The sequence below is a fragment of the Variovorax sp. MHTC-1 genome (assembly GCF_003984645.1).
GTDB lineage: Bacteria > Pseudomonadota > Gammaproteobacteria > Burkholderiales > Burkholderiaceae_C > Variovorax.
The window spans coordinates 436195-450050 of the sequence record NZ_RWKI01000003.1 but is presented as its reverse complement, the minus strand read 5'-3'; the positions used below and the strand labels follow the sequence as shown (position 1 = coordinate 450050).

Sequence of the window (13856 nt, the reverse complement as noted above, 5' to 3'; positions counted from 1 at the left end):
GTGGATCCCGTTCGTCGATCAGAAGTTGCCGAGGTTGCCGTGCGGCTCGGCCATCGCCACGACCACCTTGCGCGGCCCCTGGAAAGGCGCGCGCGCATGGGCGACCAGCATGTTGTCGAGCATCAGCACGTCGCCTTCCTGCCAACGGAAGGACACGGTTTCCGCGGCCAACACGGCGCGCACCTCGTCGAAGATCGCGTCGTCGATGCGCGTGCCGTCGGCGAAGAACACGTTGCGCGGCAGGTTCTCGATGCCGAGCAGTTCTTCCAGCGATTCGCGGACTTCGGCCTGCAGGTTCGAGACGTGGAACAGGTGCGCCTGGTTGAACCAGAGCTTCTCGCCCGTGGCCGGATGCGTTTCGACGGCCTGGCACAGCTGCTGGGTCCGCAAATCACCGTCCGGCTTCCACTCCCAGCGGATACCGGCACGGCGACAGAAGGCCTCCACCTCGGCGCGGCTATCGGTGTTGAAGACCTTCTGCCACGGCACGTCGAATTCGCCGTAGTTGCGCACGTACAGGATGCCCGGCTCGAACAAACTGCGAATGCGCTGCGGCATGCGGCGATGGATGGCGCGACTGTCCGCAATCGGCGTTTCACCGCCCACGGGCGAAGCCGTCACGCAATGGAACCAGATCTTCATCGGCCACTCGCGCGTATAGGCCTGTTCGTTGTGCAGCGGGATGTGCTGGTGCGCAGGGTATTCGGTGGAGGTGTAGACGCCGGTGGCCGAGACGGCGCTGCGCGGCGTGGAGGCGAACTCGTACTTGAGAAGCGGATGGCCGAAGGAGGCGGCGAACTGCTGGAAGGACTCGATCGTGGGCACCCCGAAATCGCGCAGGAGTACACCGCCGGCGAGCATCAGCGCTTCGTCGATGCGATGCCGCAGCCCGAAGGCGGCGTCCGTCAGCAGCTGCCCGGCACTGGCAGGCGTGATCAGCACGGGAAGATCGGATCCGGTCGGCGCGGTGCGCTCGAACCGGGTGAGCGTTTCATTCATGTCTCTACTCCTTGCTTCGCCAGGCCAGGGCAGCGGCATAGCCTTGCGGCGCCGCGAGTGTGATGGCCTGCACGGATGTCCAGGCGGCGCGCTCGCAGTCGACGGCGAGCAATCGATCACCAGCGAGTCGGATGCCGATCGAGTGGAGGTCTTGCGCGAGGCCGACGCCGATCGCCTTCAGAACGGCCTCCTTGCCGACCCAGCGCACATAGAAGGCGGCGAGCGGATCAGCGGCGGCCCATACGGCATCGCACTCCTCTCGCGTGAAGGCGACGCCGAGAATCGCCTGCGTGTCCACGCCGGCGTCGCAACGTTCGATGTCCACGCCCACGTCGCGCACGCAAGCGGCGTCGGCGATGGCGATCACCGCATGCGCGCCGGAGTGGGTGACATTGAAGAGCGGCAGGTCCTGCGCATCGCCATCCACGAAGGGCTTGCCGTGTCCGGTCTCGCCGAACGGCACCTCCGCCGGACAGCAATCGAGCCGCCGCGCAAGCAGGCGGCGCGTGGCGGCGCGCGTGGCCGCGAAGCGAACACGGTCGGCATGCCGGGCGAAGCGCGCCGCATGCGCGCGCTCGCCCGGCGTCAGGACCGGCCATGAGCGCATGGGATCCGAGGTCAGGTCCAGATCCAGGCGATACGCCTCGATGCCCGGAGGAAGCGCATCAGGCAAAGGCGACAGCTGCATGAACTCCTCCCGCGAGCGTTTGCGCGAGGCGCCGCTGGAGCGCGAGCAGCACCCGGCTTTCCTGCTGCCGGATGAAGAAGTGACCGCCATCGAACCAGTCCAGCGTGAAGCCCGCGTCCGCCTCCGCGGCCCATGCCTCGATCCGCTCCGGGGCGATGTCGTCCTGGCGTCCGCCGAAGGCATGGACCGGAAACGGCATGGCACTGCCGCCCCGATGCCTGAAGCTCTCGCACACGCGGTAGTCGGCGCCCAGCACATCGAGGGTGATGCGCATCAGCTCTGCGCTCGCAAACACTTCTTCCGGCGTTCCGCCCTGCTTGCGCAGATCTGCGATCAGCGCCGCGTCATCGTCCTTGTTTGCGAAGCGGTCGGGATCGCGCTTCGACGGCGCCGGGCTGCCGGAAACGAACAGCGCCCGCGGCAACGGCTGACCCAGGGCGTGCAGCCGCGTCGCCATGCCCCATGCAAGCAGCGCTCCCATGCTGTGGCCGAACAACGCATAGCGCCCGCGCAACGCATGCGACCGCTCTTCGCACAGGAAGGCAACCAGTTCGTCGAAGTCTTCTGCGAAGCGTTCCCCTATCCGGCTGCCGCGGCCGGGCAGTTCGATCGGGACGAGCTCGATCCATCGCGGCAGCACGCGCCGCCAGCGCAAGTACATCGTCGCGCTCGCGCCCGCGCACGGCAGACACAGCAGCGAAACTGGCGCCTGCATGCAGGCCTACTGCGCGGTACCGACGGCGCCGGAACCCGCTTGCTGCGCCATCCATTCGCGCAGGGAGCGCGGGCGCATGTCGGTCCAGGTTTTTTCGATGTAGTCGGTGACAGTCTTCTTGTCGCCCTGGATGCCGTCGACCGCCGTCCATCCGCCAGGCACGGCCTTCCAATGCGGCCAGATCGAATACTGTTCTTCGTGGTTGACGAGAACGATGAAGGTTTCGTCCTCGCGGTCAAAGCAGCTCGTAGACATGCGGCATCCTCATGCAGTTGATCAGAGGAAGAGCAAGCCTTCTTCGCACATGGCGACCGAAGAAACCTGCCTTCCGCACTACATGACGGAACGAGCGGCTGTCTGTTTAGTCTTCGCAGTCCGGATCGGGAATGTTGTTGGCCGGCGGCACGAGGCCCACCATGAGCCAGAGACGGGCGGCCTCTTCGTAGGTCTTTCGATGAGCCGCATCGGCTGCCAGCCATTGCGCGAGTTCCAGGCGCGCGGCGTCGTCGAGCCCGCCGGGCTCGTGCTGCCTGCGCGCCCAGGCCCATGCGGCCTGCCAGATGGGATCCCGCCCTTTGTCCTTCTTCATTCCTGCGATCGGCCCCAAGGGGTTCACAACGTTCTTCACCGCGGCATGCGTCTGCGGGACGCGCCGAGCGTGCATTGGAACATGGACCGCTCAGTCGCCGCTCACGAGATAGCGGCAGCCCTCCAGCGCTTCGTCGGCGTCCTTGATCATGAAGTTGACCAGGGTCGCCGAACAGCCGAGGCGCCGCCCTATCTCGCGCTGGGTCAACCCGCTGAGGCGGTTGAGCTCGAACGCCAGACGCGTTCTTGCCGGAAGCGCATCCAGCACCTTGTCGATGGCCTCGAGCGCCTGCCGCCCCACCATCACCCGGTCGGGCGCGTTGTGCGCCGGCGGACTGAGGAGTTCGATGTCATCGCAGTAGGTGCGACAGCTGGCTTCCACGGAATGATGCCGGTGGTGGTCGAAGGCCACGTTGCGCACCACCTGGCAGCAATAGCCCAGTGGCTTGCGGACCTCACGCACGCACGCACCATCGGCCAGCTTCAGGTACGCGTCCTGCAGGACCTCGTCGGCCAGGTCCGCGGTATGGACGATCTTCTGGGCCACGCGCCGCAGCTGCGCCCGGTTGGCAATGAAAGTCTCCGCAAGCGTCGGCTCGGCTGCATGCGACGACGTGACCGGGCTGGAGAAGTTCGAAGGTCGCATGAAGGCTGTACTCCTGAAATACTCAAGTGACAAAATGCAAATGAGAATTATTACTATTTGGTAACATGAAACCCCGAGGTTTTGCTTCCTTCTTGCATGCCGCTCCTACACTTCTTAGACGTTTGAGCAGGAGGAACAGAGACAGCGCCCGGTCATGGGGCAAAAGGCGTTCCGGCACCTCCCAAGCCCGGCGTGAGCCGGCAGATCCACGAACTCGAGGAAGAGCTCGGCATCGAGCTTTTCGTGCGCGCCGGCAAGCGCCTGACCGGCCTCACCGAACCCGGCGGCCATGTGCTGCCGATCATCGAGCGCATGCTGATGGAGAGCAGCAACCTGCGGCATGAAATCACACCCGACGCCTTTTCTCGCGAATGGGAATACGCCCTGCGTGTCTATGCACAACCTGGCGTCACCGAGGCTTGCCTCCTGCTGCGGACCGTGCGGGCGTCGACGTGACAGTGCTGCTGCATGCGATGTACCTCTTCACGGCCAACGGCATTGCCCTCGATGAGCAGGCGCTTGCAAGCGCCGAGGCGCGTGTGGAAGCGTGGCGGCGTGAAGTCCCTGCCCCGCTGCGAGCGCTGCGCGCTGCCCTAAAGTCAGGGTTCGCCTCGATCCCGGCAACGCTCGTGGAGCAAACCCGACAGAAGATCAAGGCGGCGGAGCTCGATGCGGAGTTCGCTGCGCTCGCCACGTTGTCCATGGATGCCGGAAGGCATAAGGGCAGTCCGGGTTCCGAAACCAGTAGCGCGAACTTGCTGAATCGAGTGCTAGAGCTGTATGCCAGCAACGCGCCCTCTCTGGAGCGGCAAGTTGCGGTGGTGCAAGAAGCTGTTCTTTGTGTGCAGAACCTGCTTGACAAGGAAGACCGCGGAAGATCTTAAATCCAATCTCGCGAGATGAAGCCATGGGTCCTCTTAGTTCAAATCGCCGGGCTCACGGAGCTCGGACAGGGACCTCAGATGAAAAAGGGCGTCCGGTGGATGAAACCGGACGCCCTTGGACGTTTTATTGGTCGGTGTGAAAGGATTCGAACCTTCGACCCCTTGCACCCCATGAGGGCGTCAGGAACGGGCTAAGTAGTTGTCGCCAGCGCATTTGCTTCGGCCACCTGACAAACTGAACGGGTGGAGGCCTTCACCTTCCTGTCCCCAGACGTGTAGAGATAGATCGTGCCGTCGATGAACTTGATGAAGCGCTCGGGCTCCTCGTCTTCGACGGCGAGCTCGAGTTGGAATTTCAGTGCAAGCATCAGCAGCCCTCCTAAAGGGCCGCAAGTCTAGGCAGCGTGACTTCCCGCCGCCAATCCCACCCCTTCGGAGCCGAGAAGGATGGCGAGGCACCCAATGGAACGCCGTGGGGATTGATCGGCGGCGTGAAGGAGTTTCCTACTCGTTGTGGGCGACGAGACGCGCGGAGTTGATGGCGATCATTAGCGCGAGCGTATCTAGCGAGATTTCCGCGACGTCGCCCTGGTGTCATCGTCCAAGATGCCTCTGGCCTGCTTGCACTGGAGCGCAACAAGGTCCGAAGCGCGGGTGAGAAGGGCATATGAAGCGTCGTCAGAGAAGGTCATGTGATCTCCAAAGTGCGCAAGTCTGCCATCATCGCGATCCTTTCTCTCCTCTTGGCCCCAGCGCTTCGGCTCGGCGCTCGATTGCCACGGCGGCCAAGCACCGGCTCATGCCTCCCTAAGAACAGCGAAGCTCTTCGGGAGGCTGCGGGTTAGCCCGTGCCGGCTCGTGCTTCGGCTCCTTCGGCAGCAGCGGCTACGATCATCGATTTTCTGGAACAGTCATGACTCTTACTCAACCTGAAAAACTCATCGTCTCAATGCTGGCTGCTCTGCACGAAAAGCTCGGGATCGAACCGCGCACGGGGCAGTCTGACGGGCATCGTGCACGCGCGCGATGCGCTGGAGACTAGGTAATGGGGGGCACCAAGCTGTTCCACCTGATCTTGTACTGGGCATGCCCCGTGGTTGCGGCTTGGGTGCTATGGAAGCTTCGCTGGAAGATCGAGAGCGAATGGGCGCGCATGGCTGTCTTCTTCGGCCTATCCACCGCGCTGATTGCCGTTCTGTGGTTGGCGGGCGTGCCTTACCCTAAGACGGGGTGAGAGCTGCGCTGCTGCTCGCGCTGGCCTTCCCCTAGGCAATCGCTGACGCCCGGATCCCTCGCGGTCGCAATGAGACCCGAGACTTCAGGGCCTGGCATCCGCCGCACCTAAACCGGTCAAATCAGGCTCAAACTTTTTTGGCCGCCTGCTTTTGCCTCATCCGCGGGGAAGTAGCTCACCGGCAGGATTGACGGCAGCCCGGCAAGGCGCTTCATCAGCCGCGCCTTGCGCTTCAGCAGCGGCAGCCCGGTCAGATCCTTCCCGTTCTCCATCAAGAGATCGAAGACGCAGAACGTGACCAAGTCGGCGCCCTTGTACCAGCGCCGTCGGCGCGCACGGTCCTGCAGGCGATTGAAATCGCTACGGCCGTGCTCATCGAGAACGCGAACCTCCCCGTCGCAGATGTGCGGGCCGCCATCCATACCTCGGCCAGCGATGCGACCACCTCAGGAAACCAGGCGGTGGCGTCGGCTCTGTTACGGCTCCTGAGGTGGGCCTGCCCTCCTCCGAACTCGGCCAGCATGCGGTAGCCGTCGTACTTCAGCTCATAGATCCATGCCGGATCTCCCCAAGGCAGCGGGCGCTCGTCGAGGAGCATCGGGCGAAGCCTGGAGGCGGCCGACATCCACCTTCACGCCAGACGCAGGCCCAGGCTGAGCGCTCACGCCTTGGTCTGTCTACGGATTGGCGACGTGGAACGTCAACTCGCGCGTTCCAGTCATGCTGTAAGGGTCACCATCCCCAATGCTGTGTGCCCGAACGGTGACATTTCCCGGAGGCTGCGGCGCTTGGCCTTGTGGAAATGCGAGAGTACCGGTCCAGGTCCTTGGCGTCGTCGCGACACTGCTGGCAGTCATCCCGCTGGTGAACACACCCCAACTCACATTCATTGAGGAGTTGATGGTCACCACCGCGCCGTAGCTCACGTTGATCGGCCGCACGATAGCCTCGGTGCCGTTTCGGCCTGGCGGGTTCGGGATCTCGACGCCGTCGATCTCCAGCCCAAGTTCGATCGGTGGCAGGACCGTGATCTCGTATGGCAGGGACCTCCCCTGTCCGATCGGAAACTCCCGAAAGCAGTTTGCGTCCACGCAGAGCCTGAATCGCACAGTACCGGAGTGAACTCCCCTCGTCAGCTTGGTGTTGATAGGAAAGCCAGGGTAGAACGAATGGCCATAAGTGCCATATGAGAAGCTTGGAAACTGCAGTCGATTTGGTTCAGTTCCCTGGTAGTTCTGGAAAATGCTGTCGTGATCCTCAAGGTACGGGTAGAGCCCCATTGAAGGTGCGTTCTTCGTCGCCGTGGCTATGACGTTGTAGTTCATCCCCGTCCACGCTTGCGCTTCCAACATCTTGACTTTGATGATCGAAGGGGCGAAGGCAATATCAACCGGCGGCAGCGTGGGAACGTAGATCTGGCCGGGCAGTGTCGGCACTGTCACCGGACTCAGAATATAGGGCGCCCCAGAGATGGACGTGGAAGAGGGGTCTGCACGCTGAGCCGCCACGACTGGCGCGTTGCTGCTTTCGTCCTTGTTAGCTCCTGCCTCCTGAGATTTGGTCAAGGACGGCGACGAGCCTGACATAGGTGCACTGCCGCTATCGCTGCCGCCTCCACCACAACCCGCCAGCAGCAGTGCGAAGGCGACCATCAGACCGCTTGTCGCGTCCAAGAGCGTACCGTCCGGGCGCATGCGAACCTCTTCTGCCATATTCCTCATCCAATCGTTGTTTACTTTTGTTAACACGAATGTAACGGCGTTCAGAAGAACCGTCTACAGGCTCCCGTCCACCCCAAGGGGGAGTCGGCGTCAGCGGACGCGAGGAGTCATGCGTCCTCCGACGTGGCTGCGCAGGAGCTGCTGCACCACGAGGACGTGAAGGTCACGAAGCGGGTTTACCGCCGGAAAGTGCCATCTTCCAGACCGCTGCCCTCGGCGATCGGAGGCCGCGATGCAGCCTGAAAACAGCTGGGTTTGTCAGAAGCCCCGTCTATTTGTCAGTCGCAAAGAAAAGCGGGTCAGAGCTTGTGGCCCTAACCCGTTGATCTATTTAGCGATTTTGGTCGGTGTGAAAGGATTCGAACCTTCGACCCCTTGCACCCCATGCAAGTGCGCTACCAGGCTGCGCCACACACCGAAGCTTTTGATTATAGCCGTGCGTTTTCAGTGACCTGGACTGAGCAGTTCGCGAATTTCGTACAGCTCGCGCCGCAGGTTGAGCAACTGCGACAAGTCGACGGTCCGGTCTGGGCCGTGCGGCAGGTCCGCGCCTTCCTTGAGCGCGGCTTCGAACTCTTCCTGATCGATCTCCACTGCCTCCATGCCTTCGAGCGGCACTTCGCCGGCCTTGCGGCGGTCGCGCTCCGACTGGACCATCTCCTGCAGCTTGTTGCGGGCGCCGCTGATGGTGAAGCCCTGGTCGTAGAGCAGGTCGCGGATGCGGCGAATCATCAGCACCTCATGGTGCTGGTAGTAGCGCCGATTGCCGCGCCGCTTCATCGGACGCAATTGCGTGAACTCCTGCTCCCAGTAGCGCAGCACATGCGGCTTGACGCCGCACAACTCGCCGACCTCACCGATCGTGAAGTAGCGTTTGACGGGAATCGGTGGGAGCGTTTTCTCCATTGAAATCAAGACGGTGCGAGGGAAACCTTAGAGATTACTCCACGCACCGCGCGCGACCAAGCACTATTCGGCGCCGAGGCTCCACTCCACCTCCTGCGGCCCCTCTTCGCCGATGCTGCCGTGAATTTGTTCCTTCAGCTTGGCACTGGCGTGAAAGGTAGCAACGCGGCGCTCGCCGATCGGAATGGCCTCGCCGGTGCGCGGATTGCGGCCCGGTCGCGGCGCCTTGACGCGGATCTGGAAGTTGCCGAAGCCCGAGATCTTGACGTCCGTGCCCTCGATCAGACTGGCCGCGATCAGGTCGAAGAAGGCTTCGACCATGTCCTTGGATTCGCGCTTGTTGAGGCCGATCTGCTCGAACAGCAGGTCGGCCAGGTGCGCCTTGGTGAGCGCGGGCGTTTCGAGGACCTCGAGCGTGAATTCCATGGCTTTCATACCCGCAGATGTGCGCCGAGCCGCGCGCTGAGTTGCTCGAGGATAGTGGCCACCGCCGCTTCGACCTGCTCGTCGGTCAGAGTGGCGCTGTCGCTGTTGAAGCGCAGGCGCACGGCCATGCTTTTCTCGCCTTGCGCCAGGCCGCCGGGGATGACGATGCCGTCCCGGGCGACGGGAGGCCGGTAGATGTCGAACAGCACGGCATCGCGCAGCAGGCCGGGATCCGCGGCCGCGCGGATGGTTCGCATCAGCGCATCGTGCGTGATTGCTTCGGCCACCACGATGGCGATGTCGCGCTCCACCGCCTGGTGCTTGGGCACCGGTTGCGCTTCAGGCAGCGGCCGCGAGGTGACCGCATCGAGCTCGAGTTCGAACAGCACGGGCGGCTGCGCCAACTCCCAGGTCTGGCGCCAGCGCGGGTGGAGCTCGCCCACCACGCCGATCGCACGGCCGTCGAGCAGCACGCGGGCCGCGCGGCCTGGATGCAGCGCGGGATGCTCGGTCGCCTCGAAGGTCGGCACCAGCGGTGCGAGCAGCGCTTCGACATCGCCCTTGATGTCGTAGAAGTCGACGCGCTGCGCCTTGCCGTCCCAGCGCGCCGCTTCGGCATCGCCCCAGGCCAGGCCGGCCACGCGCATCGGCTGGTGGATGCCCTTCACGGTGCTGTCGGTGGTGGCGACCGCGTCGTCGCGCAGGAACACGCGGCCCAGTTCGAACACGCGCACGCGCGACGCTCGGCGGTCGAGGTTGAACTTCAGCACCTGGAGCAGCGAGCCGATCAGCGACGAGCGCATCACGCTCATCTGGCTCGCGATCGGATTCAGCAGCTGGATCGGGTTGGCATTGCCGGCGAGCTCTTGCTCCCAATGCGCCTCGACGAAGCTGAAGTTGATGGTTTCCTGGTATCCGAGCGCTGCCAGGCGATCGCGCACGGCAAAGCGGCTGCGCTGGACCTCGGGCTGCACGCGCGCGGTGATCGGCGCCAGCGGAGCCGTGGTCGGCAGGTTGTTGTAGCCGACCAGGCGGGCGACCTCTTCGATCAGGTCTTCCTCGATCTGCAGGTCGAAGCGGTGCGGCGGCGGCGTGACCACCAGCGTGCCTTCGCCCTCTTCCATGGGCAGGCCGAGCCGGCGCAGCGCATCGCCGCACTGGGCCTGGGTGAGCGGCATGCCGATCACGCGGGCCGCGCGCGCCACGCGCAGCGTGACGGGCTTGGCTTCCGGCAGGCGCAGGATCTGGTCATCCATGGGGCCGGCCCGGCCGCCGCAGATGTCGACGATCAGCTGCGTAATGCGCTCGATGACCTGGACCGTGCGGCTCGGGTCCACGCCGCGTTCGTAGCGGTGCCCTGCATCGGTGTTGAAATTGAAGCGGCGCGAGCGGCCCTGGATGGATTCGGGCCACCAGAAGGCAGCCTCGACATAGATATTGCGCGTGTCGTCGGACACGGCCGTCGCATCGCCGCCCATGATGCCGGCCAGCGACTCGACCTCGCCGCGCTCGTCGGCGATCACGCCGACCTTCTCGTCGACCGTGACCGTGTTGCCGTTGAGCAGCTTGAGCTGTTCGCCCGGCTTGCCCCAGCGCACCGTGAGGCCGCCGTGGATCTTGTCGAGATCGAAAATGTGGCTGGGCTGGCCGTACTCGAACATCACGTAGTTCGAGATGTCGACCAGCGGCGACACGCTGCGCTGGCCGCAGCGCGCAAGACGATCGACCATCCAGGCCGGCGTCGCGGCCTTGGTATCGACGCCGCGGACGATGCGGCCCGAGAAGCGGCCGCACAGGTCGGGGGCCGCGACCTGGACCGGCAGCTTGTCCTTCAACGCCGCCGCCACCGGGGGGATGGCAGGTGTGTTGAGCGGCGCACCGGTCAACGCCGCGAGCTCGCGCGCGATGCCGTAAACGCTCAATCCGTGCGCCAAGTTGGGCGTGAGCTTGAGCGTCAGCAGCGAATCGTCGAGCTTCAGCACCTCGCGCACGTCGGCGCCGACGGGCGTATCACCCGGCAGCTCGAGCAGACCGCCATGGTCTTCGCTCAGCTTGAGTTCGCGCGCCGAGCACAGCATGCCCTGGCTCTCGACGCCGCGCAGCTTACCCAGCTTGATCAAGAAGGGCTGGCCGTCGTCGCCCGGCGGCAGCTCGGCGCCGACCAGTGCCAGCGGCACCTTGATGCCGGCGCGCGCATTGGGCGCACCGCACACGATGTTGAGCAGGGTGCCCTGCCCCGCGTCGACCTGGCACACGCGCAGACGGTCGGCGTTCGGGTGCTGCGCCGCTTCCTTGATCTCGCCGACCACGACTTTGGTGAAGGGCGGGGCTGCCGGCCGGCGCTCTTCGACCTCGAGCCCGCCCATCGTGAGCGTCTCCGCCAGTTCTGCGCTGGAAAGCGGCGGGTTGCAGAACTCGCGCAACCACGACTCTGGAAATTGCATCTCGTCGTTCTCGTTCTCGGTTTACTGGAATTGGCTCAGGAAGCGCAGGTCGCCATCGAAGAACAGGCGCAGGTCGTTCACGCCGTAGCGCAGCATCGTGAGCCGGTCCGGGCCCATGCCGAAGGCGAAGCCGATGTAGCGTTCGGGATCCAGGCCCATATTGCGCACCACGTTCGGATGCACCTGGCCCGAACCGGCGACTTCGAGCCAGCGGCCGGCCAGCGGGCCAGTCTGGAACTGGATATCGATCTCCGCACTCGGCTCGGTGAAGGGGAAGAAACTGGGACGGAAGCGCAGCACCAGGTCGTCGGTTTCGAAGAAGGTGCGGCAGAAGTCGGTGAACACGACCTTGAGGTCCTTGAAGCTCACGTTCTCGCCCAGCCACAGGCCTTCGCACTGATGAAACATCGGCGAGTGGGTGGCATCGCTGTCGACGCGGTAGGTGCGGCCCGGCGCGATCACGCGGATCTCGGGCGCTTTGATCGTGCCGGTGATGTCAGCCGCCGCAGCTTCGAACTCGGCCGCGTACTTCTTCACGTGCTGATGCGCATAGCGCACCTGCATCGGGCTGGTGTGGGGACGCAGGTTGTACGGGATGCCGTCTTCGCCGTTGATGTCGACGTAGAAGGTGTCCTGCATCGAGCGCGCAGGATGGTTCGGCGGATTGTTGAGCGAGGTGAAGCTGTGCCAGTCGCTCTCGATCTCGGGGCCGTCTGCGACATCGAAACCCATGCTTGAGAAGATCGCCTCGATGCGTTCCATCGTGCGACTCACCGGATGCAGGCCGCCGGACGCGCGCTGGCGGCCGGGCAAGCTGACGTCGAGCGCTTCGGCGCGCAGCTGAACGGCAAGCTCCTCGTCGGCCAGATGCTGGCGGCGCTCGGTGAGTGCGGCTTCGATGGCCTGCTTGGCCACGTTGATCGCGGCGCCGCGCGACTTCTTCTCGTCGACGGAGAGCGCGGCCATGCCCTTCATCAGCTCGGTGATGCGGCCGGCCTTGCCGAGGAACTGCGCCTTGGCGTTCTCGAGTTCGGCCGGGGCTTTGGCCTTCGCGAAGGCGGCGCGTGCGGTGTCGACCAGGGAATCCAACTCGTTCATGGGGAAAATTTCGAGGTGAAAGAAAAAAGGGCTGGAGCCCTTTCAAGCGCCAGCCCTTGTGCCGTGGGCGCAGGCCGCCATCCGGAAGACGGCAACCCGCTGTGCGGGATCAAGCAGCCAGCTTGGCCTTGACCTGCTCCACGATGCCGGCAAAAGCGGCCTTGTCGTGCACGGCGATATCGGCCAGGACCTTGCGGTCGATCTCGATACCGGCCTTGCGGATGCCGTTGGCGAACTGGCTGTAGGTCAGGCCCAGCTCGCGCGAAGCCGCATTGATACGGGCAATCCACAGTTGGCGGAACACGCGCTTCTTGGTGCGGCGGTCACGGTAGGCGTATTGGCCTGCCTTCATCACCGCCTGCTTGGCGATGCGGAAGACATTGCCGCGGCGACCGCGGAAACCCTTGGCGAGTGCGAGAACCTTCTTGTGGCGGGCGCGAGCCGTTACACCACGTTTGACGCGAGGCATGTGTGTACTCCTTGTTCGTCTGGATTAAATGCCGCTGCCGGGCAACATGGCGGCCATCGAAACCATGTTGGTCTCGTGAACTGCCGTTGCACCACGCAGGTGACGCTTGTTCTTGGTGGTCTTCTTGGTCAGGATGTGACGCTTGAAGGCTTGACCGCGCTTGACGGTGCCACCGGGACGAACGCGGAAACGCTTTTTCGCGCTGCTCTTGGTCTTCATTTTGGGCATGTGAATGCTCCTTTAGTTTGTGCTCGTGAGGCGCCGCGGATATTCCACGGGCTTGTTGGCCCCGAGACACTTCTTTATCCCGCCCTTGCCTGCACCTTGGAGTACTGGCAAAGGCGAAATCCCTTCGAATCCTTCTACCTCTTCAGCTCAGGCCGCAGCAGGTGCGGCTGTCGACTCAGCCGCCGGTTTTGCCGCGCCACCCGCCTTCTTGCGGCCCGGTGCGATCATCATGATCATCTGCCGGCCCTCGAGCTTCGGAAACTGCTCGACCACGATCGCGTCGCCCAGATCCTCACGAATGCGCTGCAACAGCGCCAGACCGAGTTCCTGGTGCGTGATCTCGCGCCCCCGGAAGCGCAAGGTAATCTTGCACTTGTCGCCCTCGTCAAGAAAGCGCCGGATGTTGCGCATCTTGATGTTGTAGTCGCCTTCGTCGGTACCCGGCCGGAACTTGATTTCCTTGACCTCGATGACCTTCTGCTTCGATTTCGCTTCGGCGGCCTTTTTCTGCTCGTGGTACTTGAACTTGCCGTACTCGATCAGGCGGCAGACCGGCGGATTGGCCGCCGCGACGACTTCCACCAGATCCACGTCTTGCTCACCGGCCAGCCGCAAGGCCTCGGCAAGACTCACGACACCCAGTTGCTCGTTGTCGGGCCCGATCAGACGGACTTCCGGGGCCATGATTTCCCGGTTCAGGCGGTGTTGGCGTTCCTCGCGGTGGCGGCGGTCGCGAAATGCAGTAGCGATGGTCAGGATCCTTCAATCAATCTGCTACAAAAACTGTAGCGAACGCCGTCTAGTCCACGC

At 63.8% G+C, this 13856-nt stretch carries 18 protein-coding genes, 1 tRNA gene and 2 pseudogenes; 3 read left to right on the top strand and 18 right to left on the bottom strand.

Features of this window, described 5'->3' with window-relative positions; translation table 11 throughout:
* Positions 1-18 precede the first annotated feature (18 nt).
* From EJI01_RS08000 to EJI01_RS07975, 6 genes are all read right to left on the bottom strand, one after another.
* Positions 19-999, bottom strand: coding sequence for a TauD/TfdA family dioxygenase (locus tag EJI01_RS08000; protein WP_126836559.1), 981 nt, complete (start codon positions 997-999; stop codon positions 19-21).
* Positions 1000-1003: 4 nt separating this feature from the next.
* Positions 1004-1687: a 4'-phosphopantetheinyl transferase family protein gene (locus tag EJI01_RS07995; protein WP_126836558.1), complete on the bottom strand. Its 684-nt coding sequence runs from the start codon at positions 1685-1687 to the stop codon at positions 1004-1006.
* Positions 1665-2402: a thioesterase II family protein gene (locus tag EJI01_RS07990; protein WP_126836557.1), complete on the bottom strand. Its 738-nt coding sequence runs from the start codon at positions 2400-2402 to the stop codon at positions 1665-1667. The genes EJI01_RS07995 and EJI01_RS07990 overlap by 23 nt, the downstream gene beginning before the upstream one ends.
* 6 nt (positions 2403-2408) lie before the next feature.
* A complete protein-coding gene (locus EJI01_RS07985) occupies positions 2409-2657 on the bottom strand; it encodes an MbtH family protein (protein ID WP_126836556.1) in 249 nt (82 codons plus the stop codon).
* Between the two features lie 106 nt (positions 2658-2763).
* Complete coding sequence (locus EJI01_RS07980) at positions 2764-2991, bottom strand: FecR/PupR family sigma factor regulator (protein ID WP_126836555.1); 228 nt, start codon at positions 2989-2991, stop codon at positions 2764-2766.
* A 90-nt stretch (positions 2992-3081) separates the two neighbouring features.
* A complete protein-coding gene (locus EJI01_RS07975) occupies positions 3082-3636 on the bottom strand; it encodes a sigma-70 family RNA polymerase sigma factor (RefSeq protein ID WP_126836554.1) in 555 nt (184 codons plus the stop codon).
* A 183-nt stretch (positions 3637-3819) separates the two neighbouring features.
* On the opposite strand from EJI01_RS07975, the pseudogene EJI01_RS07970 reads away from it, so the two are divergent.
* Together EJI01_RS07970 and EJI01_RS07965 are read left to right on the top strand one after the other, a co-directional pair.
* Positions 3820-3975: pseudogene (locus EJI01_RS07970) on the top strand (LysR family transcriptional regulator); the annotation flags it as partial.
* 113 nt (positions 3976-4088) lie between these two features.
* The gene (locus EJI01_RS07965) at positions 4089-4520 is read left to right on the top strand and encodes a DUF2390 domain-containing protein (protein WP_185878855.1); all 432 of its coding nucleotides are present in this window, start codon (positions 4089-4091) and stop codon (positions 4518-4520) included.
* A 191-nt stretch (positions 4521-4711) separates the two neighbouring features.
* Here the strand turns inward: EJI01_RS07965 and EJI01_RS28705 are convergent, their stop codons facing one another.
* Positions 4712-4888 (bottom strand): hypothetical protein, encoded by a 177-nt coding sequence (locus EJI01_RS28705; RefSeq protein WP_185878854.1) that lies wholly within the window; start codon positions 4886-4888, stop codon positions 4712-4714.
* Between the two features lie 677 nt (positions 4889-5565).
* Here EJI01_RS28705 and EJI01_RS07960 point away from each other — a divergent pair.
* Positions 5566-5754 carry a hypothetical protein gene (locus EJI01_RS07960; RefSeq protein ID WP_126836552.1) on the top strand — a complete coding sequence of 63 codons (189 nt, stop codon included), beginning with the start codon at positions 5566-5568 and terminating at the stop codon, positions 5752-5754.
* Positions 5755-5870: 116 nt separating this feature from the next.
* Here EJI01_RS07960 and EJI01_RS29255 read toward each other — a convergent pair whose 3' ends face one another.
* The 11 genes and pseudogenes from EJI01_RS29255 to infC form a co-directional block, all read right to left on the bottom strand.
* Positions 5871-6176 carry a hypothetical protein gene (locus tag EJI01_RS29255; protein WP_126836551.1) on the bottom strand — a complete coding sequence of 102 codons (306 nt, stop codon included), beginning with the start codon at positions 6174-6176 and terminating at the stop codon, positions 5871-5873.
* 53 nt (positions 6177-6229) lie between these two features.
* Positions 6230-6277, bottom strand: a pseudogene (locus EJI01_RS29650) (hypothetical protein); the annotation flags it as partial.
* A gap of 154 nt (positions 6278-6431) precedes the next feature.
* Entirely contained in the window at positions 6432-7466 is a 1035-nt protein-coding gene (locus tag EJI01_RS07945) for a hypothetical protein (protein WP_126836549.1), read from the bottom strand.
* Positions 7467-7816: 350 nt separating this feature from the next.
* A tRNA-Pro gene (locus EJI01_RS07940) sits at positions 7817-7893 on the bottom strand.
* Between the two features lie 26 nt (positions 7894-7919).
* Positions 7920-8381, bottom strand: a complete 462-nt coding sequence (locus EJI01_RS07935; RefSeq protein ID WP_126836548.1) for a MerR family transcriptional regulator — start codon at positions 8379-8381, stop codon at positions 7920-7922.
* 63 nt (positions 8382-8444) lie between these two features.
* Positions 8445-8816, bottom strand: coding sequence for an integration host factor subunit alpha (locus EJI01_RS07930; RefSeq protein WP_126836547.1), 372 nt, complete (start codon positions 8814-8816; stop codon positions 8445-8447).
* The gene (gene pheT / locus EJI01_RS07925) at positions 8813-11251 is read right to left on the bottom strand and encodes a phenylalanine--tRNA ligase subunit beta (RefSeq protein ID WP_126836546.1); all 2439 of its coding nucleotides are present in this window, start codon (positions 11249-11251) and stop codon (positions 8813-8815) included. Before pheT ends, EJI01_RS07930 begins: the two co-directional genes overlap by 4 nt.
* Before the next feature lie 21 nt (positions 11252-11272).
* Positions 11273-12349 carry a phenylalanine--tRNA ligase subunit alpha gene (gene pheS, locus EJI01_RS07920; RefSeq protein WP_126836545.1) on the bottom strand — a complete coding sequence of 359 codons (1077 nt, stop codon included), beginning with the start codon at positions 12347-12349 and terminating at the stop codon, positions 11273-11275.
* A 109-nt stretch (positions 12350-12458) separates the two neighbouring features.
* Entirely contained in the window at positions 12459-12818 is a 360-nt protein-coding gene (gene rplT / locus EJI01_RS07915) for a 50S ribosomal protein L20 (RefSeq protein WP_028253492.1), read from the bottom strand.
* Between the two features lie 24 nt (positions 12819-12842).
* The gene (gene rpmI, locus EJI01_RS07910) at positions 12843-13046 is read right to left on the bottom strand and encodes a 50S ribosomal protein L35 (protein WP_028253491.1); all 204 of its coding nucleotides are present in this window, start codon (positions 13044-13046) and stop codon (positions 12843-12845) included.
* A 147-nt stretch (positions 13047-13193) separates the two neighbouring features.
* Positions 13194-13805, bottom strand: coding sequence for a translation initiation factor IF-3 (gene infC / locus EJI01_RS07905; protein ID WP_126836544.1), 612 nt, complete (start codon positions 13803-13805; stop codon positions 13194-13196).
* Positions 13806-13856: the final 51 nt, after the last annotated feature.

Bases quoted from the DNA above. Each gene is read 5' to 3' on its own strand.
- pheS (WP_126836545.1), bottom strand. From the start codon at position 12,349: ATGAACGAGTTGGATTCCCTGGTCGACACCGCACGCGCCGCCTTCGCG.
- EJI01_RS07975 (WP_126836554.1), bottom strand. From the start codon at position 3,636: ATGCGACCTTCGAACTTCTCCAGCCCGGTCACGTCGTCGCATGCAGCC.
- EJI01_RS29255 (WP_126836551.1), bottom strand. From the start codon at position 6,176: ATGGATGGCGGCCCGCACATCTGCGACGGGGAGGTTCGCGTTCTCGAT.
- EJI01_RS07960 (WP_126836552.1), top strand. From the start codon at position 5,566: ATGGGGGGCACCAAGCTGTTCCACCTGATCTTGTACTGGGCATGCCCC.
- EJI01_RS07935 (WP_126836548.1), bottom strand. From the start codon at position 8,381: ATGGAGAAAACGCTCCCACCGATTCCCGTCAAACGCTACTTCACGATC.
- EJI01_RS07930 (WP_126836547.1), bottom strand. From the start codon at position 8,816: ATGAAAGCCATGGAATTCACGCTCGAGGTCCTCGAAACGCCCGCGCTC.
- EJI01_RS07985 (WP_126836556.1), bottom strand. From the start codon at position 2,657: ATGTCTACGAGCTGCTTTGACCGCGAGGACGAAACCTTCATCGTTCTC.
- EJI01_RS07995 (WP_126836558.1), bottom strand. From the start codon at position 1,687: ATGCAGCTGTCGCCTTTGCCTGATGCGCTTCCTCCGGGCATCGAGGCG.
- rpmI (WP_028253491.1), bottom strand. From the start codon at position 13,046: ATGCCCAAAATGAAGACCAAGAGCAGCGCGAAAAAGCGTTTCCGCGTT.
- EJI01_RS07980 (WP_126836555.1), bottom strand. From the start codon at position 2,991: ATGAAGAAGGACAAAGGGCGGGATCCCATCTGGCAGGCCGCATGGGCC.
- rplT (WP_028253492.1), bottom strand. From the start codon at position 12,818: ATGCCTCGCGTCAAACGTGGTGTAACGGCTCGCGCCCGCCACAAGAAG.
- EJI01_RS07990 (WP_126836557.1), bottom strand. From the start codon at position 2,402: ATGCAGGCGCCAGTTTCGCTGCTGTGTCTGCCGTGCGCGGGCGCGAGC.
- pheT (WP_126836546.1), bottom strand. From the start codon at position 11,251: ATGCAATTTCCAGAGTCGTGGTTGCGCGAGTTCTGCAACCCGCCGCTT.
- EJI01_RS08000 (WP_126836559.1), bottom strand. From the start codon at position 999: ATGAATGAAACGCTCACCCGGTTCGAGCGCACCGCGCCGACCGGATCC.
- EJI01_RS28705 (WP_185878854.1), bottom strand. From the start codon at position 4,888: ATGCTTGCACTGAAATTCCAACTCGAGCTCGCCGTCGAAGACGAGGAG.
- EJI01_RS07945 (WP_126836549.1), bottom strand. From the start codon at position 7,466: ATGGCAGAAGAGGTTCGCATGCGCCCGGACGGTACGCTCTTGGACGCG.